We start from the raw sequence: 25823 nt of genomic DNA on the forward strand, positions 1-25823 counted from the left end.
AAGCCCCCGATCTCTTAATTGGATCAATTCGCTACATATTTCACCATATAGCTTTTCGTTTGCCCTTTGTAAACACAATCGACCTGTGCGAAATCGGTCAACGAATGGGCTTGTTTAACCTTGATTTCAACTTCAGGGTTATTTGCCAGAGCCTTCACTACAGGAATCTTCTTGTCCTTGGCTTCCATTGGAAAAGCAACTTCATAATGGTTGTAACCAACAATACCGTTCTCGTCGGTAGATCTCACAGGAATCGAAGGCAACACTAGTTTTTTGCCATTCACGGTAATCGTGACCGAAGGTGGTACCGGACGTTCAATTTTTTTGTCTTTCGAACTAAATCCCAGTCCTATAAAATCAAAAAGGGGCTTGCCTTCTTCACCTTCGGCGACCAGAAACAAAGCATGTTTGCCATCCAGTTGATCGACGTAGCGAGAAACATCTACCGTAAATTGCTTTACTGTCGCCGCAGTATTGGCTGGCACAGTTATCTGAGCAATCCGTTTCCCTTTCCAGGTATCGTTATCCCAAGGGCCATCCAGCCAAACATTGACTTTAAATGAAGTTTGTGTTTTTGGAGCAATAAATAGATTAAAAGCTGTGAGGTTCCCTTTTTCCGTCCCCTTAAACGCCTTCAAACCAAACTTATCCTCTTTCAGGCCACCAAATCCAAAATATTTAAAACCAGCAATATTTCCATTTTTCATATTTGTCACAGGCATATGGTTGTCCCATACATCCCATGAATCCTGCTGCAGACTGATATCTGAAAGATAACAGGCATATCCAGCCGAATAATACTGATAAGGATCCAATCCATAAAAATGAAATCCCTCCGATGTTACCTCAGCACCTTTATATTCTTTTCCCTGCTTATCTTTGATCGTCAAATTTTCCTGAAAAGGATCAAAAGCCCGGATAGAAACCATTCCGCCTTCCTTTACGCTTTTTTCATCCCACGAAACTTTGATTGGTTCGACCACAGCCTGACGTGCAAAACCAAATCCACGTGGTGGCCTATGGTAAAATACATACCATTGGCCATTGATCAGTTCGATACTGCCATGGGTATTATGACCCGCATTGCTGGTTTCAATGCCCGAACCGTCCTTATTTAATACCGGCGCACGCGAATCGACCAAGACACCGCCACTCTTCCATGGCCCTAGTGGCGAATCTGCTACAGCATAACGCAGGGTTGAATTTGAGCTACCTACTCCATATTCCGGACCTGAATAACCACTATATACCGAAACATACTTGTTCCCTACTTTACGGATTGATGACGCTTCAAAGAAATTGAATGTTCCTAAATCCTCCCCCTCAAAAATATTAGGGTATAAAGTACCTTTGGGATCACGTAATTCACCATACCGTGCACTTGCCGGCAATAAATAATTGATAATTTCCGTACCGGGCCGCAGCGAATACATCGTTTTCTGATCTAATTGTGCCGCCATGGAGCGTTGAAAACCCCAGAAACCGTATGCACGGAATCCGATTTCAAAATCAGGATCTTTCGGATCCGTAACATATTCAATGTAAACCGCAGGATCAAATCCAAGGATACTTCCAGGCAGGGTACGCTTGCCATCTTCGGTGAGATTTATGGGTTTAAATGGACCGTTCGGCCGATCGCCTTTCACAACCATTGCCTCCCGTTTATCGCCCCTGCTGTGTGGAAACAGGTAGTATTCTTTTTTCCCATCTTTGCGTTTCACCTCTACCAGATCTGGAGCATACATCACATCCCATTTTCCATCGATCGGATAGGTAAAAATAGCCCCCTCATCGCGCCAACTCGATAAATTTTCAATCGGTGCAGACCACATTCTGATATCAGGGCCACAATAACTGCTAAAACGTAAATCATGGGAGCCAATGATATAAGCACGATATTTACCTGGCTGGTCGGGATCTTCAAAAACACGGGGTTCACCATCAGGAAGATGCTCCCAAAGCGGTAGGTAAGGATTACCAATGGATTGGTGTACATAACCTTTACTGTAATCCTTCAGGATATTTTGCTGCTGTCCTAACACGCTTGTTGCTGATAAAATTCCCGTAACGGATAATAAAAATACCATTGTCCGTTTTTTTAAGACAATATTTAGTCCCTTCATAAACTGATTAAATTAATTACTTAAATTATTGCTGAATTATATGATATGTTCAATTGACTTTCCTTAACTCAAATTACTTTATGCTACCAGTTATCGGTACGAAATGGCACAGCTAACAATCCCTCCTTATTGATTAGATTTGCATCTTCGGGATTATTGCTCCAAGCGTAGCGCACCGCCTTGGGATCGCTGAGGTTTGGATGGCTCACCACCACTTCATTTCCCCGTATCACTGCATTCGCCCATAGGAATTTGCGATCCGAACCGGCAATTGCAAAGTGCTGCAGTTTTTTACCATGACCGATAGCCAGTCCTTTTCCGGTCTGCTCAAAGGAAATGACAACCTGATCGCCCTCCACCCGCATACGCTGATACTGCGGTCCGGAGGCGACGACATCTTCGCCATACAGCATCTTACGCGCACATAGAAATAATCGCTTTGCCATGTCTTTTTTATTTAGCGGGTGTATATCGTTCCACTCCCCTACATCATAAGTTACCGCCAATGCGGTGAAAGGGATCTCCTTGCTCGCCTGAAATTGAGCTTCCCTGATTCGGGCCCAATTCGATTCCCCCGGCACCGTATCTTTGGCCATAAAGTTGGGCAGCTGCACTAGCAAAAAAGGAAGCTGTGGCTGACCAAAATGCACACGCCAACTGCTAACCAACGAAGTAAGATAATCCCGGTAATGTGTAGGATCGGCGGTATTTGCTTCCCCTTGGTACCAGAGCACACCTTTTAATCCGTAGTCGCGCAAAGGATGGATCATTCCATTATACAAGCCCGAACCAACCTGGTTCATATGCCGAAGACGGTTTTTATACCCATCAATTTTATCCTGGTCAAGCGCAATTTGCCAATGCCATTCGCCTACCAGATCAATACGCACATCATCCAGCTTGATTTTATAGGATTTATCCGGCGTAAACCCGCCATCTCGTCCATCCGTTCGCAGACGGACGGTTAAATTATTATTTCCTGCGTGTAGCACACCTGCAGGTATATCGTAAATCCGCGGCGGATATCGATAGGATGTAGAACCGACAAAATGACCATTGACATACACCGAGTCGCTATCGGCCAAAGTCCCCAGATATAACTTAGCGTGCCGTCCTTCCTTAGCTGCCGGAACAACAAAACTCCGCCTAAAATAACTGACCCCTCTATGGGTCTGCTGTGGTCTGCTCCAGTACTCGGGCACTTGCACTATGGGCCAATTTGAATCGTTATAGTGTTCTTCAGTCCACAAATCCGCTCCCCGATCTCTTTCGGCCAACCGAAGGCTATCGATCGCATGCCGATCGATCAGCAACTCAGGAAATTTTTTCAAATATTTCTGATCGATCCAATGCGTTATCCCCGATCCCCCCAGGCTAGATACGATCATCCCGACAGGGATCCCATTATGCTGATAAGACTCCAATGCATAAAAATAAGCCAGTGCAGTCCAGTTCATGACATCAGAGGCAATCCCCGAATGCCATCGTTCAACGGGTGGTATATCTTCCTTTACATCGGTCAGACTATTTTGCGTCGGAACCTTGAAATAGCGGATCATATGATGATTAGATTCATTGATTTCAGGAAAACGTTCGACGAGTCGCTTAATTGGCGTTTCCATATTAGACTGGCCCGAACAGAGCCAGACATCGCCGATTAACACATCCCGAATGACCATATCATTGATCTCCATCATATAGGGGCCACCATAACGTTGTGGCGGGATCCGCACATGCCACTTGCCATCCTCTCCCCCTTCGGTGTAATAATATGCCCCCCTAAACCGCAGCGTAACCTTCTCACCTTTCGTTGCCCATCCCCAGATGTTGAGATCGACATCCCGTTGCAGCACCATTTGGTCCCCCATAATTGCGGGGAGCCGTACACGGGCAACACTCGTTAGCCCGCAAAAAAGCAAAACAAAAATCAGTGTCAGATGACAGAAAAAAGAGGAAAGACAAAAGAATTTTTTAAATCTAAAAGCCATATGCTGCCACCTTACCGTCCAAATTTCCAACAATCGAAAAACAGGATATTGGATGGAGCCTTGCCTTTAAAGACAAAGTATAGATCGTGTATCCCTTTTACACTATCCGGCAGAATAGTCTCTACGGTAGTCCATCTATCATCGCCTCCTGTCATAGGAACCTGTATGGTGGCTAATAAAGGCCCGTCTGTAGCCCCCGATCGCACCTCCATACTGACACCGCCATGATGTGTCGTTCCTACCCGGGCAAAAAAATTGCGGGCTCCTTTCTCACCAAAGTCAACGTTTTTCACAACGATATAGGCGCCGTCTTTCTTCGCTTTAATAAAAACACCTACTTTTTTGTTTTGATAGGATTTAACATGCTCAGACCAGGCAATCATTTCGGCCTGATTAAGCGCGTAGGGGTTCACTGTCGCAAGTGCATTCGTAATTCCGGCAGTCATTTTTATCGGCGGGATACTGCCGTCCGGATGAAAATTCAATTCCTGAACAGCGACCGAACGCGTGAAACCTCCCCCTCCGGGCAATGCACCATTATGGTAAAAGAAATAACTTTTCCCTTTAAAATCCACAACACCGGGATGATTTGTAAATGCTTTTCCTTCAGCCGGCATCAGCACCCCACCATACTTCCAGGGACCCTCTGCTTTTTTACTCGTCGAATACCCAATAAATTCCGGAAGAGGACCTCCCGGCCAGAAAAGATAATACAAACTGTTTCTTTTGTACAACCAGGGGCCCTCCTCATAATTAGAAGGACGTTTAGGGTCGCCCTCTCTTTTTCCAAACGATGCCGCCGTCATCGGAACCTCAACGATATCACCTGTATAGGAGATCATATCCTCATTCAGCTTGACATATTTCAGCTTCGGATTACCCCAATACATATGGGCCTGACCATCGTCATCAACAAATACTGTAGGGTCGATATCGCCCCATTCACTCTGCAGCAACGGCTTTCCCAAAGGATCATGAAATGGCCCCAGTGGACTATCGCCCACAGCAACACCGATTGCACCACGATTGTTCAGCTTAGAAATCACAGGCACATACAAATAAAATTTGCCGTTTCTTTCAACACATTGTGCCGCCCAGGCATCACCTTTTGCCCATTCAAAATCAGTGTAAGAGAGAATTGCGCCGTGATCGGTCCAGTTCACCATATCATTGGTTGAATATACACGCCAATTGTTCATATTAAACCAGGTGGATTCCTCTTCATCCTGCGTGGTATAAAGATAAAGACGGTTGTTATACACCAATGGTGCCGGATCTGCAGTATAGGACGTCTGTACAATCGGATTCTGCGCCCTTAATACATTTATCGTGACCACGAACATCATCAGAAGCCCAAACTGTAATCGTGTAAAAAATTGTTTTCTCATATCATCTTAATTTGTGGTCAAATGGAAGTAATCAACATCTACATAGCCGCCGGCTGCTTTGCTCGCATAATTAAAAATTCCGAACCGATACCCCATAAAATGAGGTATCGTATAGCTCATTGCCAGCTCATCACCAATTGTATTCCAATGCTGTCCATCCATACTATAAAAAAATTGAGCCCTGTCCCTTCTGTCGGTAAAATCGCAGCTCGCTTTGAGATATACACGCGTCTGTTTGACACCGATCCTAGCCAGTTCTCGCGGTACACCTGTTGCTGCATTGAGCATAACCAATGATCTGGTATTTCCTTCCATACGAATTCCCACTAATCCATAATTTTTCTGCAGCAGCGATAGGCCCGCAAAATCACCATCTTTCATTTTAGAAACCTCAAGAGCGATAGAAGCGCTGCATTTTGGTCCCGTGGTACGTTGCGTCAATGTATTTCTGGCGGCCAGAAAATCATCGGTACGCTCGCCGGTACGCAGTCTCAGAAAACCGCTGCGTTCGGTCACCGACCATAGGCTGGAGTCTGGGTTATGGTTCCATTGCCATACCAAAGGGAGAGCTGCCTGACCAGCTTTCCTGTCAAAATTATCCGAATTAACGATTCCGGGACTTAAACTTTTATTTGCAGGAAGATCCAATGTAGCTGGGACTTTTCCGTCAAGACCAAGTATAGGCCACCCATCTTCCCATTTGACGGGAACCAAAAACGGAATTCGGCCTACTGCACCGTAATCCTGAAAAAGGTACGCATACCACTGTCCACCCGGCATATCGATCAGACCACCTTGCGCCACACCCTGATCCTGTAGCCCCACTTTACCTTCATAGGGACCTTCTAGTTGACTCGCCCGATGCACAATCACGGTGCGCATTCCTCCTGCTGGCCATGAAATATTAAAAAGATAATACATGCCATTGATCTTAAATAGCTGGGATCCCTCTGCCGGTAAACCACCTTTGCCCTCTTTAGGCTTGGCGGGTAAGGAGGCATCGTCTATCAAAACACGTTGTGTCTCCGCCTTTATCCCTGAAAAATCTGGTAATAATTCAGCCATATTGATCCGGCCTCCACCCCAGATCATATAGATTTTCCCTTGGTCAAAGAATAAGCTGTGATCATGCATCATCGGTCTAAATTCGGTTGAAACCCAAGGTCCATGCTCAATATCACGTGTGCGATAGATATGTGTTTTCCCAGTGTTGGCAGAAAATGTGCTCACAAAGTACTGCCCCTCATGAAAACGTAAACTGCTCGCCCAAGAACCATGTCCATAGGCATTTTTTTTGTCTGACAATTGAAGTTCATCCTGATCTCCAAGGCGATCGTACGCGTAGTTGACCAAGGTCCAATTGACCAGATCTTTGGATTTCATAATCGGAACACCGGGACTCATATGCATCGTGGTACTGCTCATATAGTAGGTATCACCGACACGTATCATGGACATATCGGGTACATCGGCAAAGATGATTGGATTATGGGCCTGTTGCGCTGTTGCCCAAAAAAACAGGTTCATCAAGCAGAACACCAAAGCGCTGATTTTCATTCTTAACATATTGACAGGATTAATTAATTGCATTAATTCAGTTGCTCCCTAAACGTGTAGTTCTTCCCCGGCAAGGTCAGCACATCGTATTCATAAACACTTGGCAATTCAATTCCTTTCAAATGTGAATCTGCCGACTGAATAGGCCCTGGTATTTGTATTGGATTTAAAAGAGGGTTTGTCTGATTCCCTTTTGCGACCTGGAGCCCAGGGCCTTTTAATGGGAATCTTGTACGCAAGCGCAAATTGCCCCCTAATGCCGAAAATACCTGAAGCTCCTTTACCTTTCCTTTTTTCCACTGCAGGTCAATTTCAAACCCACCGCGCGTTTTTATTCCTTTTACCCATCCCTCTTTCCACAGCTCCGGAATAGCCGGCAGCAGATGCACAGCTCCATCGTGGCTTTGAATCAGCATTTCGGCGATACCCGCAGTTAGGCCAAAATTACCATCGATCTGAAATGGTGGATGTGCAGTAAACAGGTTTGGATAGGTACGTCCATCAGGATGATTTTCATCGGAGACTGTCAGCATTTTTTTTATAATCTCGTAAGCATGGTTTCCATCCAGTAGACGCGCCCATAAATTTATTTTCCATCCGATTGACCATCCTGTGGCAAAATCTCCCCGATAGACCAATGAATTACGCGCCGCTTCAAACAGTTCAGGCGTGCGGAAAGGCGAGATCTGATTTCCGGGAAATAATCCATATAAATGTGATACATGCCGATGTTGATTTTGAGGGTCATCGACATCCTCCAGCCATTCTTGTAGCTGATTATATTTTCCGATATGCATCGGTGGAATACGCCGCGCCGTAGCCAGCAGTGTATCTTTATAGATGGAATCGATCCCCAGCGCTTCTGCGGCTGAGGCCGTACGGGTCAACATAGCATAGCAGAGCTGATTATCCATCGTTACTCCTGCAGCGAGCGGCCCCTGTTCTGGCGAAATGGAAGGGCTTAATACAAGCCATTTTTCCGCAGGATAACCGCGATGCGTTATCAGCGTGGACAAGAGAAAATCACAAGCCCCCTTCATAACAGGGTAATATTGCCTTAAAAACATCTTATCGCCCGTAAAAAGATAATGCTCCCACAGATGCTGAGACAACCATAGCCCCCCACTGGGCCACATTCCGGCAGCCGCAAAATCAATCGGACTGGTCACACGCCAGATATCTGTATTGTGATGAGCCACCCAGCCCCGTGCATTGTACATGCTCTTCGCTGTTTCTGCTCCACTTTCACTGAGCTCTTTGATCATGGAAAATAATGGTGCATGCGTACTGGAAAGATTAGTGACCTCAGCTGGCCAGTAATTCATCTCGGTATTTATATTGATTGTATATTTACTGTCCCATGCAGGTTGCATGGACCTGTTCCAGATGCCTTGAAGATTGGCCGGCTGACCACCCGGCTGCGAAGAGCAGATAAGCAAATAGCGTCCAAACTGAGCCAACAGTGTCACAAGTGCCGGATCCTGTGTACGGGCAAAATTTGCAATACGCGATGGTATGGGCTCCAGCTGTTCGCTGCTATCGCTCCCCAAATGGAGTTGAAAACGACTAAATTGTTTATGATAAGCGACCGTATGTTGCCGCAAAGCGAGCTGATAATCCTTGCCCATGGCCTTTTGCAGCCGTTCTGCCGCCAGCGTATAAGGATCAGCTCCCAATTGTTTATAATTCTGGAAATTGCTCGCAATTGAAATATAGATACGAATGCTGCTCGCTTGCTGTATATCGATCGTCGAGTCCCTTACGACAATATTACCATCTGTATGCTGTAAGCCTGTATGAATTTGGTAGACAACCTGTCCGTTTATCCCCTCATGATCCGTCCCCCTACCCGCTAAAATAAGATTTTGCCCCTTTTTAAAAATACGATGCCTCGCTTCATTTTCATAGGTCAATGTACCGTTGAGCGCTCCCTTCTTGCTTGATGTAATCTGCATGATAATCACATCGTCGGCAAATGAAGTAAAAACTTCTCTGGTAAAAGTCACCCCATCAACTTGATAGCGTGACAAGGAGATTGCCCGTTCAAGATCCAGTTCACGATAATAATCCTGAAACTGTTCATGACCCCGAAATTGGAGCAGAAGGTCACCCGCTGTCTGATAAGGCATCCCATGTGTCTTAGTGAAAAAAGTTTCATTGGCCAGCCGGTCAGCTTCAGCAGATTTTCCATCGAATATATAATTCTGAATGGTTTGCAATGCCGCCCCGCCCTTCTTATTATCATTTCGATAAGGTCCTCCGGCCCAAATTGTTTCTTCATTGAGTTGTATTCTCTCAACAGCTGGAATTCCGTAAACCATAGCTCCCAACCTTCCATTACCGAGCGGCAGGGCTTGCTCCCATACCTTAGCATCGGCAGGACGATCATACCACATCGTTAATGCCGATCGTTTCTGGGCAAATGTACTGTTCAGTGATAACATCACGAACAGTACACCAACACATTTAAAAATAAATTTTCCGATCATTTCTCTTACTTGCATCATCTACTGTTTCGAATTATTTTTTCAGGTATTCCATCCCCTATTGAGATCTACCGATCCAGCGTGCCGAACAGGAATCTTCTGATTTATATCGTAGCCGGACACTATTTCACTTCCTTACTTTTTGTTCCCTTAAACAACAACTGGGAGACATTATAGAGGTCATTTCTCCATACATTGAAATCATGTCCTCCCGGTTCTAAATAATATACATGCGGAACCTGATGCTCCAGCAAATAATCATGGGTCCGCTTACTGATATTGAGCAAGCCATCCTGGTCGCCACAGGAGATCCACAGCAGCTTGAGCCTGTCTTTAGCTTCTTTCGGAACAGGTAGCAATTCCTGCGGTAACTTCGTGTTAGGTGCCGAAGAAAAACCACCGACCCAAGCAAACGTGTCGATATGGCCAAGTCCGAAATTCAGGGCCTGCCCCCCACCCATGGACAATCCAAAAATTGCCCGGTGTTCGCGGTCCTTTTTGACGGAGAATCTAGATTCTACATAAGGGATCAGATCATCGAGGAGATCTTTTTCAAAAGTTGAAAATGCAGCGACCCGATCCGGAGCCATGACATTTCCACCGGCGCGGTCATCTGTCATGGCACGGCCATTGGGCATAATAACCAGCATAGGTTCCATTTTTCCTTGCGCATAGAGGTTATCAAAAATAACCTGGGGATTTCCATGTCTCAACCATTCTCGCTCATCTCCTCCAATTCCATGCAACAGATAAAGCACAGGATATTTCTTTGTCGTATTATATCCCGGTGGTGTATATATGACCGCTTTTCTAGATACACCTACAGTTTTTGATGGATAAACTATAGAATCTATTTTCCCGGTTGATGCCAGTTGCTGCTCAACATCAAATCCTTTGGGTGCAACCTGTTGTGCCTGTGCGATCAGGTTGACGGACAAAACGCACAGCGCCGTGCAGATCATCTTTTTCATATTATAATTGGTTTAACAGTACATAAATATCAGGTTAAGCATTCCTATTATTAACAACCCAATTTCAATTAAGCCATCACTTTCCTTTTCAGTACCCGTAATACCGCTGCTACAATAGCGTCGGCGTTTAGGCCATATTTATCCATCAGTGCACTTGGCGGCCCCGATTCACCGAAGCTATCGTCTACAGCCACATATTCCTGTGGAGTGGGCATTTGCTTGACCAGCAGCTGTGCCACACTATCTCCGAGTCCGCCGATCCGGTTGTGTTCTTCAGCCGTAACGACACAGCCTGTTTTGGCAACAGAACGGAGTATCGCTTTCTCGTCCAGAGGTTTGATGGTGTGTATATTGATGATTTCGGCATCGATACCCAATGTTTCCAATTCTTCCCCTGCACGTATGGCCTCCCAGACCAGATGTCCCGTCGCCAGAATAGTCACTGCAGTACCCGGATTGAGCAGCACAGCTTTTCCGATCACAAATTCCTGATCTTCTGGCGTAAATACCGGAACTACAGGACGACCAAAGCGTAGGTAAATTGGTCCTTGGTGCCTTGCAGCTGCAATCGTAGCCGCTTTCGTCTGATTATAATCGCAGGGATTGATAACCGTCATCCCCGGAAGCATTTTCATTAATCCGATATCTTCCAATATCTGATGTGTTGCTCCGTCTTCGCCCAAAGTCAGACCTGCATGCGAAGCCGCGATCTTCACATTCTTATCCGAATAGGCGATAGACTGTCTAATCTGATCGTAGACCCGTCCCGTAGAAAAATTGGCAAAGGTACCCGTAAAAGGTATTTTTCCACCGATCGTAAGGCCCGCCGCGATCCCCATCATATTTGCTTCGGCAATACCGATCTGAAAAAAGCGTTCTGGAAATGCCTTGATAAAATCATTCATTTTGAGGGAACCGATAAGGTCTGCACAGAGTGCAACTACATTTTCATTTTCCTTTCCTGCTTCCAGCAAACCTGCACCAAATCCAGAACGTGTGTCTTTGGACGCTGTATATGTATATTTTTTCATGTTATCTCGTTCGAAATCTCCTTATTTACGAGACGATGTAATCGCCTAATGTTTCTGCATTTTGGTTTAAAGCCGAGGACAGCTGTTCATCGCTAGGAGCTATGCCATGCCACTTATGCGACCCCATCATAAAATCAACTCCATTCCCCATTTCGGTATGTAGCAGGACCATCACCGGCACTCGGTTTGCTGCCAAGGCTTGCGCTTTTCGAAAACCTGAAATCACAGATCCAATATCATTTCCGCGCATGATTTCAATAACCTTCCAGCCGAATGCCATCCATTTGCGTGGTAAATCGCCCAGCGAGAGGACATCGTTGGTCGCCCCATCGATCTGGGCTCCATTATAATCGACAATAGCAATCAGGTTGTCCATTTCATTGTGCGCAGCATACATGGCCGCTTCCCATACCTGACCTTCCTGCAATTCGCCATCCCCCATCAGCACATACACCAAGTGATGATCCTGATTTAGTTTTTTGGCCTGCGCAGCACCAATAGCGACAGAAAGGCCTTGCCCCAAGGATCCCGAAGCAACGCGTATCCCCGGTAGCCCCTCATGCGTGGCTGGATGTCCCTGAAGCCGTGAATTGAGTTTCCTAAATGTGGCAAGTTCATCCACTGGAAAATAACTCGCCCGCGCCAATACACTATAAAATACCGGTGATATATGCCCATTGGACAGAAAAAACAGATCTTCGCCCCCTCCATTCAGATCGAACTCCGCCTTTCGCTGCATCAATTCAAAATACAGGCAAACCAACAATTCGGTACAGCCTAAGGATCCGCCAGGATGTCCAGATTGGCAGCCATGCACCATACGGACGATATCTCTTCGGACCTGCTTCACAATAGCTTCTAAATTATGGATACTATGTTTTGTCATGACCATCTCAATTGTTGTTTTGCGCAGCGACACGTTTGTGGTCGGCTAAAAACTGAGCCAGCCCACTATCCGTCAGCGGGTGTTTTAATAAAGAATAGATCGCCTGCAGCGGTCCTGTCATCACATCAGCACCGATCTTCGCACAGCCCAGGATATGGGCACTATGACGTACCGAAGCCGCAAGAATCTGGGTTGGAAAAGCATAATTATCGTAGATCGTACGTATTTCACGTATCAATGCCAGGCCATCAACAGATATGTCATCCAGGCGACCGACAAATGGAGATACGTAAGCTGCTCCCGCCTTAGCTGCCAAGAGGGCCTGACCAGCGGAAAAGACCAGGGTACAGTTTGTCTTAATTTGTTTTGTACTAAAATATTTGATTGCTTTAATCCCATCTTCGGTCATCGGGACCTTCACAACAATCTTGTTGTCCAGTGCCGCCAAGAGCAGTCCCTCCTCAATCATTGTTTGATAATCGGTCGAAATGACCTCTGCACTTACATCGCCATCAACTATGGCACATATTGCTCTATAATGTGCATGTACTTGAGCCGTGCCCGAGATCCCCTCTTTTGCCATCAGCGAAGGGTTGGTAGTTACCCCATCCAAGACACCTAGATTTTGAGCCATACGAATCTCAGAGAGACTTGCTGTATCGATAAAAAATTTCATTTTTTTGAGTTGATTAGTTTAGTATTCGCCAGACTTCCAGCGATTGGTTATAAAGCAAAACTATAGCTTTCAACAAGATACGGTTGCAACAAATAAAAAAAAGAAGGGTAAAAATGTTTAAAACAGATTACCCTTCCGAAAAATAGATCCAAAATGATCTTTTTAAATAACAATTCAACAGACCGCCTTACACCGAAGTGCTTTTTTGCAGCTGAATATATTCACTCGGTGTCATCTGATATTTAGCTTTGAAAACTTTTGTAAAGTAATTCGGGTTAGCGAACCCCGTTTCATAAGCGATTTCAGAAATAGACTTATCACTTTTTTCCAATAGGTTCGCTGCTTTCTCCAGTTTTACTGAACGAATAAAATCCACCGGCGACATGCCTGTAAGTTCCAGCAGCTTGTTGTATAAGGAGGCTCTACTCATCGATGTATGCGCACTCAAAGCCTCCACCGATAATTGAGGATTATCAATATTATCGTGAACATAATTCAACACTTTTTGTAGAAATTTGTCCTTTTCGGAGTTGATCGTCAATTCCGGAGGTAAAATAGAAACCTGTTTGCTATAGACTTCCTTAAACGCTTGATTCAGCTGGAGCAAGCTATTTATCTTCGCAATCAGCACATCCATATCAAAGGGCTTGGTCAGGTAGCCTACGGCACCGGACTCTAGACCACAGACAAGGCCATTATCGACCTGTGAAGCCGTCAGCAACACCACAGGAATGTGTTTCGTCCGTTTATCCTGTGCAAGTTTCTGCGAAAATTCCATCCCGTTTAGGTATGGCATCTGTACATCGCTCACCACAATGTCGGGATGATGGAAAAGCGCCTTTTGCCAGCCATCTTTTCCATTGGTCGCCTCAATAATCTGGTAATGCTCTTTTAAGGACTCTTTGAGATAATACCTAAAGTCTTCATCATCTTCGATAATCAGCACCAAGGGGCTCTGTCTAGCTTCCACAGGTTGCACCAGCGTGATAGCTTCCTGTTCAGGTATCCCGTCGTATACCGGCTCAGCTTGGTCTAACCACAAATCAAATTTAAAACTACTGCCTTTCGCAGGCTGACTGCTCACCGAGATTTCGCCATCATACATCTGAACAAAAGATTGTGCGATCGAGAGTCCAATACCTGAACCTTGGCTAGCCATCTTACCATCATTATCATACTGAAAGAAACTCTCAAATATCGATTGCTGTAACTGCTCAGGAATCCCGATACCGGTATCTCGTACTTCGAGGTAAACATGCAGCTTTTTGTCAACCACGCTCACAGATGATATACTTACGGCGATATCCCCATCCTTTTTCGTAAACTTAAAGGCGTTATAGATTAAATTAAATAAAACGCGCTCCACCTTATTGCGGTCAAAACGGCAATGTAATTTTTCTTGACAGGGGAAAAAAGAATAGTCTATACCTTTTTGCAAGGCCATGTCCTGAAACGAGCGGTATACCTCCTGCACAAAAGAGACCAATTCACCATCTTCATCCTGCAGCTTGAGTTCATGATACTCCATCTTTCGAAAATCAAGCAACTGATTGACCAGATTTAAAAGCCGGCGTGCATTACGACTGATCAAATTAAGCTGATCAGCAAGTTTGCTATCTTTATTTTTCCCAATCAGCGCATCAATAGGTCCCATAATCAGCGAGATTGGCGTGCGGAATTCATGACTTAAATTGGTTAAAAACCTGATTTTCATTGCATCCAACTGATGTTTGGTCTCAGCATCTCTTTTTTGTTGCTCAATGAGCTGTTTCGCCTGGGTACGCTCCTGCTCAATCGCAAATTTTTGCTTTAGCTTTTCAATCCCACGATGTCTCATCCATAGAAGTACCCCCACGGCTGCGAACACATAAAATAGATAAGCATAAATCGTGCGCCAAAACGGTGGAGCAACATGTATAGCAATCGATTTGATTTCCTTGTTCCAAATTCCGTCGTTGTTACTCGCACGTACCTCAAAGACATAATCTCCCGGATCCAGATTAGTGTAATAGACACTATTTTCTTTTCCGTTGCGAATCCAGTTCTTATCAAAGCCGACAAGACGGTACTCATATTGGTTATCCTCCGGCACAGTGAGGTTTAGTGCAGCAAAAGAAATTGAAAAATTCTGTTTATATTTTAGTTCGATACGATCAGCGGTCAACAACGACTGCTGTATTGGACCTTTCTCCGCCGATTGAATGATTACATTATCAATTTTTAGATCAGTTAGTGCAACCTTAGCAGGATTACTGTTTGTTTTTAAATGAGCTGGATAAAAATGATTAAAACCCTTCTGACCACCAAAGTAGATTTCTCCATCGCTCGTTTTTAGCGAGGCACCGAGCATAAAAGCGCCCTCTTGCAACCCTACAGCATTCGAATAATTTTTAAACTTATTTTGTGCCGGAGAATAACAGCTCAGGCCTTTGTTCGTTGAAAACCAAATCCGTCCCTTATCGTCTTCGACAATACTCTGGATAGCGCCATTAGCCAGTCCGTCCTTCTCAGAAAGTGTCTCAAAAACTAATTTCCCTTTTCGCAGCAACCCTATCCCATTGCCATTGGTTCCAACCCATAAATTCCCTTTTTTATCAGTATATATTGCTAATATATAATTGCTGGGTAGCTTGTTGTTTGCCTTATCAAAAATTTTGGAGCGCTTTGTCAAAGGATCATACATCACCAATCCCGAGCCATAAGTACCGATCCACATGTGCTGTTCCCGATCTTCCGCCAGCGCCCGTATAAAATTCCCTGGCACCTGGATTCCATCGCCTAAATGATCATCCCGCTTATATTTCTTGACAATTCCACTCCCTTTTTGAATGATGTTAACACCACCTCCATTGGTCCCAACCCATGTATTCCCCTTAAAGTCGACTTTTAAACAGAAAATATCGTTATTATTCAGATTATCTTCTTTATTGCCAACAATGTACCTTTTTAGATTTCCGTTAACGAGGTCATAACAAACGACGCCTTGCTGATAGGTCCCGATCCAAAGCTGATCGAGCTTTCTCTCCAAAGTGAGCACCGTTAGATCTCTGGGTAGATTGGCAGAAAGGCTGACGGATGATAATCGATCAGTCTCCCTGTCGTATTTCCAGACACCGCCACCGTCGACGCCTAAAAAAATCTTATTTTGATAGGCCGCAAACGAGGTTACTATGGCCGGATCGCCGGTCATTCCTTCCAGAAAATCCAGACTTTTTAATCTAAATTGACTTAAATTGGTGTCGAATTTATTCAACCCTCCCTGAAAAGTACCTATCCAGTAAATTCCGCTATTATCTACAAAAATAGACCGTATCGATTTGTGAGAAAGACTATGCACATTACTTGGATCAGGCTTAAAGGTGCGAACTGTAAAATTATTGGTATTAAGCACATCCAAACCATTGTCCGTTCCGATCCATAGATCCTGCTTTTGATTGTGGCACAAGGTATAAATCCGGGGACTGCTTAATGCCCCATTCCCCTGCTTCGCAATAAACTTATTGAACTCCGAATCGCCAGGATTGAGGTATTTAAGTCCCAGCATAGACCCGATCCAGATCCGACCCTTATCATCTTCAACAATGGAGCTGACTTCAATCCCGTTCCCATATCCTTCCTGTTCCGATAGGACTTCAAAACGTTTTATTGTTTTGAAGTCTGCCGAGAGACGGAATATTCCATTCTCTGAGGATACCCACATATTGTTTTGCCGATCGCGAAATACACAGCTCGTCACTTTGCCGGCAAAAGTTTCGACAATACGCCGATAGGTTGGATCCATTTTCTTTTGTAGATTATTGACATCCAGTATATATAAAGCACCATAGGAAGCGACCCAAATATTTCCATTGGCATCCGTATCGACAGCATTAATTGCGGTACTGAGCCATTTCCCATCAGGTGTAAGATTATACGAACGGATGCGGTCTGCTTCACGATCATAATAACTCAATCCCCCGCCGTTGGTACCAATCCAGATTCTTCCCTTCTTGTCTTCACACAGAGCCGAAATATGATTGGCCATTAAACTATTCTCTTGGTTGGCATCATATCGATAGACATTATACCGACGCCCATCGAAGCGGTTCAGTCCATCTTCTGTGCCCAACCAAAGAAAACCATAGCTATCTCGATAGATACAATAGATCGTATTGGAGGAAAGTCCATCTTTTGAAGAATAACGCTGAAATGTTACAGGATGGTTTTGCCCGTACGAAAAAAACGTCAGCAACATCCAGCTTAATGCCAGTAAAATGCGTATCATATATTTAGGTAAATAAGCTCCACCACAAAAATTTGAAGTGAACTGTGAACTAAATTATCAAATTAATCCCTTCCAAACTAGCCTCGATCATAATTTATGCGCTATTGCCGGTCATTTTTGACATTCTTATCCTTCATTTAAACATTCTTGCTATCCGTCAAAATTTACATTGGCTAGCTTTGGTCTACAATTATAAACTGCTTTGAAAGGTTTCCCTATCATGGGAAAATTACACACCAACAATGCAACCGGTTGCGGCAACGTGAAGATCGGAAAAATTAACCAATTATTAAACAAAATATGACAGCACAAAACGGTCCGTAAATGGCGTTTATTTTTATCAAAAATGAGCCCAATACAGGTATTAGTCTACCTAACAAATTCAAGAAAATTTAACCAAGATTTTTTAAACCTATTTATCAATCCACAAATGCTATGATGATTACATTTACAATCACACTAGTAAGGCATTGGAAAAAGCTATGGGGTATAGCTAAGCCATTTACTTTACTGCTGTTCCTGATCTATATGGGACAGTCCACACTACATGCTCAGACCAAAAGACAGGTAAGAGGTGTTGTAGTCGATAGCAACCATAAAAAGATCGCTGGCGCGTCCATTAAGATAAAGGGGACTTCATTGGCTACAGCTAGTGACGACAACGGCAATTTCACCCTTCAAGTACCTGCGGATAAAAACTTATTGACCATTTCCAAGCTGGGGTATGGTCAAATTGAAGTCGACATCAACAATAAGAATACCGTAGAGATACAGCTGATCGACAAATCGATTGAAATCGAAGAAACAATTGTTGTCGGTTATGGCCGTCAGAAAAAAGAAACCGTCGTTGGAGCCATCGCCCAGACTTCAGGCAGAGTTTTAGAGCGTGCTGGAGGTGTTTCGAGTGTAGGGGCTGCGCTGACGGGCAACGTGCCGGGAGTAATAACCACAGCAAGTACCGGAATGCCCGGAGAGGAAGATCCCCGTATTGTAATCCGCGGACGCAGTACCTGGAATAATACCGATCCTTTAGTCATGGTTGATGGTGTAGAAAGACCGCTATCTGCCGTTGATATCAGTTCCATTGAAACCATCTCCGTACTCAAAGACGCATCAGCAACCGCTGTTTACGGTGTAAGAGGAGCCAATGGCGTAATCTTAATCACCACCAAACGTGGTATGGAAGGGCAGATGCTGATACGTGGTACTGTCAACAATATCATCAAAACAGTTTCGCAGCTTCCCGGTAAAATGGATTCATATGATGCCCTGATGTTGCGCAACAAGGTTATCGAAAATGAATTAGGCATCTCACCTGCCAGCTGGGCCAACTATCTTCCACAGGATATCATCAACAAATACCGTTTTCCTGCCGACCAGACAGAACGCGAACGCTATGTAAATACGGACTGGGCAAAAGAATTATTTAAGAGCCAAGCTTTTTCACAAAATAGCAGCGTCAATATTGCCGGTGGTACACCCTTTGTCAAGTATTTTGCCAATGCAGATTTTCTTTACGAAGGCGATATGTTCCGTCAATTCGAAAATGCACGCGGTTATAAAGCCGGTTACGGATTTAACCGTCTGAATGTACGTTCCAATCTGGATTTCCAGCTCACCCCCACAACTAAATTCTCCACCAACCTGGCAGGATCCCGTGGTGTCAAAAAAAGCCCATGGGGCGGTGGCAACGATTATTCGTATTGGATTGCGGCCTATACCGTAGCACCTGACGTTATCTATCCACGTTACGCCGATGGAACATGGGGCTACTATGTGTTAAACACGCAAGCAGGAATAAACTCCGCCCGCGTGCTGGCGATCAGCGGTACTGAATATGTAACCACAAGCCGTATTACGACGGATTTTACACTCGAACAAGATCTCAAGTTTTTAGCGAAGGGCCTCAACGTTCGCGGAACGATCTCACTGGATAATACCTTTGTCGAAGGTGGCCGGGGTATCAATGACGCCAACAATAGCACACAAAGTAAATGGATAGATCCCAATACGGGACTGCCAACCTACCAGATTGCATTCGACGGTACCAACAGGTTTGATTTTGTCGAAGGTATAAACTGGACAACCGGCGCCGGACAAGTCAGGGATTGGTCCACCTACAGAAGATTGTTCTATCAATTGCAATTAAACTATACAACCACCCTTGGCAAAGACCATAACATTACCGCGATGGGACTTTTCAACCGCAATCAAACCGGTACAGGAAGTATGATCCCCTCCTATCGTGAGGACTGGGTATTCCGGACAACCTATAATTACAAAAACAAGTATATGCTCGAGTATAATGGCGCCTATACGGGATCAGAAAAATTCGGTCCTGATAACAGATTTGCCTTTTTCAACTCAGGAGGTCTCGGCTGGTTAGTCAGCGAAGAAGAGTTTATGAAGCCGGTTTCATTTTTGAATATGCTCAAGCTCCGTGCTTCTTACGGTGACATCGGTGACGATAGTGGTGGGCGGCAATTTCTATATCTAACCCAATGGGCTTATGGCGGCACCGCCGGCATGGGTGTTGAGGGGCGCTACTCTTATTCCGACGGCAATACCAGCCCCTATGTCTGGTACAAGGAAAGTGCGCTCGGTAATCCAAATATCCGTTGGGAAAAAGTCAACAAATTCAATGTCGGACTCGATTTTGGTCTATTCAATAGCCAGATAAGCGGTAAGGTCGACTTTTTTAGGGACCGGCGGACAGATGTTCTCATCAGCGGCGCCAATAGGGCCATCCCTTCCTATTTTGGGATGGAGGCACCAACAGCCAACCTCGGCAAAGTTCAAAACAAAGGATTTGAGGTTGAGCTAAAATTCAACAGAAAGCTCAATGTCGACTCGAGAATATGGGCGGATATCAACTTTACCCACGCCAAGGATAAAGTCATCAATGCCGATGCGCCCGAATTGCTACCTGAATACCAGAAACCAGACAATAAACAGGTCAATCAGACTTACTCGTACGTCAGTGCAGGCTACTATAATACCTGGGACGAACTTTATTCGAGTACTGCGCACGAAAGTAATGATCTAGCCAAACTACCCGGCAATTATCATATACTCGATTATAATGGGGATGGTATTATCGATGCTAAGGATAACATCCCTTACGCCTTCCCTTCGGTTCCACAAAACACATACAATTGTACGATTGGGTTCGACTGGAAGAATTTCAGTGTCATGACACAATGGTATGCCGTCAATAATGTCACCCGTCAGGTTGTTTTCAACAGCTTTTCTGGCCAGCTAAACCTGGCTTACGACGAAGGTTCCTATTGGTCAAAAGACAATGTCAATGCCGATGTACCACTGCCTCGCTGGCTATCGCAATCGAGCACCTATACACCCGGTAGTCGATATATGTTTGATGGTTCATACATCCGTCTGAAAACAGCCGAAATTGCTTACAATTTTAACCGGGAATCCAGCATCATCAAACGCATGGGACTTCAAAATCTTCGCGTATTCCTCAATGGAAATAACTTAGTTTTCTGGTCCAAAATGCCGGATGACCGTGAATCCAATTATGCTGGTACCGGCTGGGCTTCACAGGGAGCCTACCCGACTGTAAAGCGGTTTAATCTAGGTGCAAACATTACATTTTAACCCTTCCCATATGAAAAAGTATTTCAAGGTAATCTTTATAGCTGGTGTGATCTGGTCTTCCTCTTCCCTACTCTCGTGTAAAAAATATTTAGACAAAGAAGAGCAGTCCAATGTGTCCTCCAAAGAAGCATTTAAAAACTTTATTAACTTCCAGGGATATACGGAAGAGCTCTACAGCTGTGTTGTCAACTTCAGTAATAATTACTGGACCAACTCCTGGAACTGGGGCGAGGATGAAATGACCTCAACGGCTGGCAATTATCATTTCGTCCACAAAATCGACAACGGCAATTTCTGGGGCTGGCAAAGAGAATCCGACGGCTGGGGCTCCGGCTGGATGGATCAAGGTGATTTTACCACAGTAAACGGGGATGTCTTTGCCAACCGCGCTTTTCGCGATTTATGGAGTGCAGCCTGGTTTGGTCTGCGAAAAGTAAGTCTCGGATTAGAGAATATTGACAAATTGACCGAAGCTACACCGGAAGAGAAAAATCTGATCAAGGGGCAATTGTTATTTTTCCGAGGCTGGTTTCACCACCGCCTGATGGAATATTTTGGCGGAATGCCCTATATCAATTATGTACTTCCCAGCGACGAAAAGCTTCGGTTGCCAAGACTGAGTTACCATGCCTGTGCGGATCTTGCTGCGGCCGATTTTAGAGAAGCAGCCAATCTCTTACCGATTGATTGGGACAATACCACTGCCGGAAAGCGGACTTTAGGAAAAAACCAGCTGCGCATCAATAAAATCATGGCGCTAGCCTATCTCGGCAAAAACTACCTCTGGGCGGGAAGTCCTTTGATGAATTTTCAGTCGACAGGAACTAAAGCTTACCATGCCGATTATTGCAAAAAGGCAGCCCAAGCCTTTGGCGAACTGCTCTCCCTCGTCGAGAGCGGACAAACGAATTACGCCCTCGTTCCAATGGACAATATTCATTTTAATTTTTACACAACTGGACAAAACTGGGCCATGCCGGGCAGCACAGAAGCAATATTCAGAGGTCCCTATATTGATGCATGGGTATCCAATTATGGTACCAGTAAACAATATATTCCACTGGTCGTCTCCGATGGGGATGCTCTGAAGTTTATCCCAACAGCAAATTATGTGGACTACTATGGCATGAAAAACGGTTTACCGATCAAAGACATCACCCAGTCCGATGCAGCGTCAGGTTACAATGCCGAATACCCCTGGAAAGACCGGGATCCACGTTTTTATAAGGATATCATCTTTGACGGAACAAAAGTCGTTCAGGGAAATACGCAGGACGAGAAAAACCGTTACGCCAACCTCTACAGCAATGGAAGCTACCGAGATATCCAGTCCGGCAGCCAGACAGGTTATGTATTACGCAAATTTGTCCCTATAACAGCAAACAAATACGATCAAGCCTATAATTATGGCACCAATCTTCATATTTATGTGCCTTACATGCGCTTATCTGATGTTTATCTGATGTATGCCGAGTCAGCGATGATGGCTTCCAACTCGGCCACGGGCAAAGCAGACAATTATAACAAAACAGCTGTAGACGCCATCAACATCGTTCGGGATCGCGCCGGGGTAGGCCATGTGGATGCTAAATTTCTAAGTTCAGCAACTGCACTATTGCCCGAGCTACAGAGAGAACGTGCTGTGGAACTCGCCTTTGAAGGCCATCGCTTTAATGATCTTCGACGCTGGTTGTTATTGACCGAATCTCCTTACACCCTAAAAAAATCAGTTTCTTTTGATCGGGCAGGGACCTTTAATACCGTAGATCCATCCCAAAACCGCATTGTCAACATCAAAGAAAATGTGCTTTTGGAACGCAAATTTACAAGCAAGCATTACTGGTTACCCCTAAAGGTAAGAGATGTCAACATGTATCCCGAGTTCTATCAGAACCCAGGCTGGTAACAAGTTTTTCATTTAATCATTCAAAAAATGAAGTACAAAAAATTAAGCATAGCACTATGTCTTGGATTAAGCTGCATAGCGGTCACCGATGGGATGGCCACAGAAGTCTTTAATCCAACCATTGGACAGTATAAAAATAGATTCCCGGCATTTTCGACAGCCGCTCGTCCGGATAGTACCGGCATAGACAGTACAACGCTTGTACAGGTCGCTTTCCGAAAAGTGCCGAAAAAAGACCTGATGGGTAATGTACAATCCATCAACATCCCGCAGTTACTCGACAAGAGTTACAACACCTACAGTCTGGAGAATTTAGACGCCTTTATTGCTGGTTATAATGGCAATATTTGGGGGATGAGCGGTTATCTGGTTTTAGTGGATGGATTTCCACGCGACGCCAATAACGTTATGCCGACAGAAATCGATCAGATCAGTGTGCTAAAAGGAGCAAATGCCATCGCCCTTTATGGTAGCCGGGCAGCCAAAGGCGTCATCAGCATAAGCACAAAACGTGGAAAAGCTGGCGATCAGAAAATTAAAATTAGAGCTAATAGTGGTATCAATACAGCAATCAGTTATCCAAAATACCTGGGCTCAGCAGAATATATGACACTCTACAACGAGGCCCGGCAGAATGATGGTCTCTCTGCACTTTATAGTGCCGAAACTATCTACCAGCATGCCGCCGGAACAAATCCTTATCGTTATCCCAATGTCGATTACTACGCCTCGGACTACATCAAAGATCATTACAACCGTTACGATGCAACCGCAGAAATTTCCGGTGGCAATCAGCGCGCGCAATACTATACCAACTTTGGGTTTTGGTCGGAAGGCTCCCTGCTCAATTTTGGTCAGGCGAAAAAAAATGGGGGCGCCAATAGATTTAATATGCGCGGCAACATTGACGTTAAAGTCAATGATCTGATCTCCCTGAATGTAGATGCTGCCGCCAGTTTTTATATTTCTAAAGGGGTGAATACGGACTATTGGGGGGCGGCGGCCACGGGACGGCCACATCGCTTCTCCCCCCTCATCCCGATTGATATTATCGAAGAGAACGATGTCAACTCCATGGTGTATGTCAACAACAGTAATTTTCTCATTGATGGCAAATACCTGCTGGGCGGAAGCCAACTGGATCAGACCAATGCTTTTGCCAATGTTTACGCCGGAGGTACAAACCGCTATCTTAACCGGCAGTTTCAATTTAATACAGGCTTGAATTTTGACCTAAAAAATATCCTGGAAGGCCTCGTTTTCAAAACCAATCTCGCGGTAGATTATCAGTCAAATTACAACCAATCCTATAACAACAATTATGCGGTTTATCAGGCTTCGTGGAACAACTACGACGGAAAGGACCTCATAAGTAGCCTGACAAAATATGGTGATGATCGTATATCCGGCATACAAAACATCAGTGGTAGCACCTATAGGCAGACCATCGGCCTTAATGGATCCCTAAACTTTAACCGTACCTACGATAACAACCATCATGTTTCGGCGATCCTATTGGCGAATGCGTTTCAGATCGCTGCCTCCGGAAGCTACCACAAAATCAGCAATGCCAACCTCGGACTTCAGTTGGGCTACAACTATTCGAATAAATATTATGTTGACTTTAGTAGCGCTTATAGTCATTCGGCCAAATTGCCCCAAGGAAACCGTCAGGCCCTCTCACCAACGTTAGCACTTGCCTGGCGCCTGTCAAAAGAAAATTTTCTCGCCAACAGCAAAGTTGTCAATGAGTTAAAATTATCCGCCTCTGCAGGTATCTTAAACACCGACCTGGACATCTCCGATTATTATCTTTATCAGGGATACTACACGTACAACGATGCTGCCTGGTATAGCTGGCGCGATGGCGACCTCGTCCATACTTTTGATAGACGTCGCGGAGACAATCCTAACATGAAGTTTCCTAAACGCAAGGAATTTAACGTCAACCTTGAAGGCGGACTTTACGACAATTTAATCACCTTCAATACTTCTTACTTTTTTAATCGGATGAGCGGTGGCCTTGTGCAGGCGGCAACACAGTATCCGATGTATTTTATGACTTATTGGCCTGTTTACTCGGATCTTCCTTACATCAATTACAACAGTGACGAACGCCGCGGGGTCGACCTTGGTATCAATCTAAACAAACAAATAAACCAAGCTTTTGTATCACTGGGTTTCAATGGGATGTATTACTCGACAAAGGCTGTGCAACGTGACGAATTATATCAATTCGCCTATCAGAATCGGGCCGGAAAACCTTTGGATGCTATATGGGGACTACAAAACGATGGGTTCTATAATAGTCAGGCCGACATAGACAATGCTGCATTTTCCTCATTCGGAGAGGTAAAACCCGGAGACATCAAGTATAAAGACCAAAACGGCGATGGCACCATTGACACCCGCGACGAGGTCTATTTGGGTAAAGCTGGATGGGCTGGTGCCCCACTGACCCTAGGTTGCAACCTGACCGTCAAATGGAACAATTTTACGCTGTTTGCTGCTGCCACTGGCCAGTTTGGAGCCAAAGCCATGAAAAATAGTGCATACTTTTGGGTCGACGGAGAAGACAAATATTCGGTGGTGGTACGTGACCGCTGGACTGAGTCAACCAAGGAAACCGCAACTTATCCGCGCCTTACGACGTTCAACAGTGACAACAATTTCCGAAGCTCAGACTTTTGGCTTTATAAGACCGATCGCATCAACCTGTCCAAAGTGCAGCTTTCCTATGATTTCCCAAAGCGTCTATTCAATTCCAAATTTATCCACGAACTGGGTATTTATGCCATGGGCTCCAACCTTTTGACGATTGCAAAAGAAAAGGAAACAATGCAACTCAATATTGGCCAAGCACCGCAGATGCGTTTTTTCAACATCGGCCTCAAGGCACTATTTTAATCATGAATATTTAAACCGAGAA

13 protein-coding genes are annotated in these 25823 nt (G+C 44.8%); 3 read left to right on the forward strand and 10 right to left on the reverse strand.

What is annotated here, in order from left to right; genetic code table 11:
* Window positions 1–23: 23 nt before the first annotated feature.
* The 10 genes from B3C94_RS20495 to B3C94_RS20540 all read right to left on the reverse strand — a co-directional run bounded on the left by B3C94_RS20495 (window position 24) and on the right by B3C94_RS20540 (window position 17370).
* A complete protein-coding gene (locus B3C94_RS20495) occupies window positions 24–2087 on the reverse strand; it encodes a hypothetical protein (RefSeq protein ID WP_293907210.1) in 2064 nt (687 codons plus the stop codon).
* A 119-nt stretch (window positions 2088–2206) separates the two neighbouring features.
* Window positions 2207–4111, reverse strand: coding sequence for a sialate O-acetylesterase (locus tag B3C94_RS20500; protein WP_293907212.1), 1905 nt, complete (start codon window positions 4109–4111; stop codon window positions 2207–2209).
* A gap of 11 nt (window positions 4112–4122) precedes the next feature.
* A complete protein-coding gene (locus B3C94_RS20505; RefSeq protein ID WP_293907214.1) occupies window positions 4123–5499 on the reverse strand; it encodes a glycoside hydrolase family 43 protein in 1377 nt (458 codons plus the stop codon).
* Between the two features lie 6 nt (window positions 5500–5505).
* Complete coding sequence (locus B3C94_RS20510; RefSeq protein WP_293907216.1) at window positions 5506–7065, reverse strand: glycoside hydrolase 43 family protein; 1560 nt, start codon at window positions 7063–7065, stop codon at window positions 5506–5508.
* A gap of 23 nt (window positions 7066–7088) precedes the next feature.
* Entirely contained in the window at window positions 7089–9563 is a 2475-nt protein-coding gene (locus B3C94_RS20515) for a glycoside hydrolase family 95 protein (protein ID WP_293907218.1), read from the reverse strand.
* Between the two features lie 101 nt (window positions 9564–9664).
* Window positions 9665–10513 (reverse strand): alpha/beta hydrolase, encoded by an 849-nt coding sequence (locus B3C94_RS20520; RefSeq protein WP_293907220.1) that lies wholly within the window; start codon window positions 10511–10513, stop codon window positions 9665–9667.
* A gap of 68 nt (window positions 10514–10581) precedes the next feature.
* The gene (locus tag B3C94_RS20525) at window positions 10582–11544 is read right to left on the reverse strand and encodes a transketolase family protein (protein ID WP_293907222.1); all 963 of its coding nucleotides are present in this window, start codon (window positions 11542–11544) and stop codon (window positions 10582–10584) included.
* A gap of 25 nt (window positions 11545–11569) precedes the next feature.
* A complete protein-coding gene (locus B3C94_RS20530) occupies window positions 11570–12430 on the reverse strand; it encodes a transketolase (RefSeq protein ID WP_293907224.1) in 861 nt (286 codons plus the stop codon).
* Between the two features lie 7 nt (window positions 12431–12437).
* A complete protein-coding gene (gene fsa / locus B3C94_RS20535) occupies window positions 12438–13106 on the reverse strand; it encodes a fructose-6-phosphate aldolase (RefSeq protein WP_293907226.1) in 669 nt (222 codons plus the stop codon).
* A gap of 187 nt (window positions 13107–13293) precedes the next feature.
* Window positions 13294–17370, reverse strand: a complete 4077-nt coding sequence (locus B3C94_RS20540; protein WP_293907228.1) for a two-component regulator propeller domain-containing protein — start codon at window positions 17368–17370, stop codon at window positions 13294–13296.
* 435 nt (window positions 17371–17805) lie between these two features.
* Here B3C94_RS20540 and B3C94_RS20545 point away from each other — a divergent pair, with 435 nt between their 5' ends.
* Genes B3C94_RS20545 through B3C94_RS20555 form a run of 3 tightly spaced genes read left to right on the forward strand, consistent with a single transcriptional unit; the run spans window position 17806 to window position 25801 of the window.
* Window positions 17806–20988, forward strand: coding sequence for a SusC/RagA family TonB-linked outer membrane protein (locus B3C94_RS20545; protein ID WP_293907230.1), 3183 nt, complete (start codon window positions 17806–17808; stop codon window positions 20986–20988).
* 10 nt (window positions 20989–20998) lie between these two features.
* A complete protein-coding gene (locus B3C94_RS20550; protein ID WP_293907232.1) occupies window positions 20999–22894 on the forward strand; it encodes a RagB/SusD family nutrient uptake outer membrane protein in 1896 nt (631 codons plus the stop codon).
* A gap of 27 nt (window positions 22895–22921) precedes the next feature.
* Window positions 22922–25801 (forward strand): SusC/RagA family TonB-linked outer membrane protein, encoded by a 2880-nt coding sequence (locus B3C94_RS20555; RefSeq protein ID WP_293907234.1) that lies wholly within the window; start codon window positions 22922–22924, stop codon window positions 25799–25801.
* Window positions 25802–25823 lie beyond the last annotated feature (22 nt).

This window comes from Sphingobacterium sp. UBA5670 (assembly GCF_002420705.1).
In the GTDB taxonomy this organism is placed as follows: Bacteria; Bacteroidota; Bacteroidia; order Sphingobacteriales; family Sphingobacteriaceae; genus Sphingobacterium.

Bases quoted from the DNA above. Each gene is read 5' to 3' on its own strand.
- B3C94_RS20495 (WP_293907210.1), bottom strand. From the start codon at position 2,087: ATGGTATTTTTATTATCCGTTACGGGAATTTTATCAGCAACAAGCGTG.
- B3C94_RS20500 (WP_293907212.1), bottom strand. From the start codon at position 4,111: ATGGCTTTTAGATTTAAAAAATTCTTTTGTCTTTCCTCTTTTTTCTGT.
- B3C94_RS20505 (WP_293907214.1), bottom strand. From the start codon at position 5,499: ATGAGAAAACAATTTTTTACACGATTACAGTTTGGGCTTCTGATGATG.
- B3C94_RS20510 (WP_293907216.1), bottom strand. From the start codon at position 7,065: ATGTTAAGAATGAAAATCAGCGCTTTGGTGTTCTGCTTGATGAACCTG.
- B3C94_RS20515 (WP_293907218.1), bottom strand. From the start codon at position 9,563: ATGATGCAAGTAAGAGAAATGATCGGAAAATTTATTTTTAAATGTGTT.
- B3C94_RS20520 (WP_293907220.1), bottom strand. From the start codon at position 10,513: ATGAAAAAGATGATCTGCACGGCGCTGTGCGTTTTGTCCGTCAACCTG.
- B3C94_RS20525 (WP_293907222.1), bottom strand. From the start codon at position 11,544: ATGAAAAAATATACATATACAGCGTCCAAAGACACACGTTCTGGATTT.
- B3C94_RS20530 (WP_293907224.1), bottom strand. From the start codon at position 12,430: ATGACAAAACATAGTATCCATAATTTAGAAGCTATTGTGAAGCAGGTC.
- fsa (WP_293907226.1), bottom strand. From the start codon at position 13,106: ATGAAATTTTTTATCGATACAGCAAGTCTCTCTGAGATTCGTATGGCT.
- B3C94_RS20540 (WP_293907228.1), bottom strand. From the start codon at position 17,370: ATGATACGCATTTTACTGGCATTAAGCTGGATGTTGCTGACGTTTTTT.
- B3C94_RS20545 (WP_293907230.1), top strand. From the start codon at position 17,806: ATGATGATTACATTTACAATCACACTAGTAAGGCATTGGAAAAAGCTA.
- B3C94_RS20550 (WP_293907232.1), top strand. From the start codon at position 20,999: ATGAAAAAGTATTTCAAGGTAATCTTTATAGCTGGTGTGATCTGGTCT.
- B3C94_RS20555 (WP_293907234.1), top strand. From the start codon at position 22,922: ATGAAGTACAAAAAATTAAGCATAGCACTATGTCTTGGATTAAGCTGC.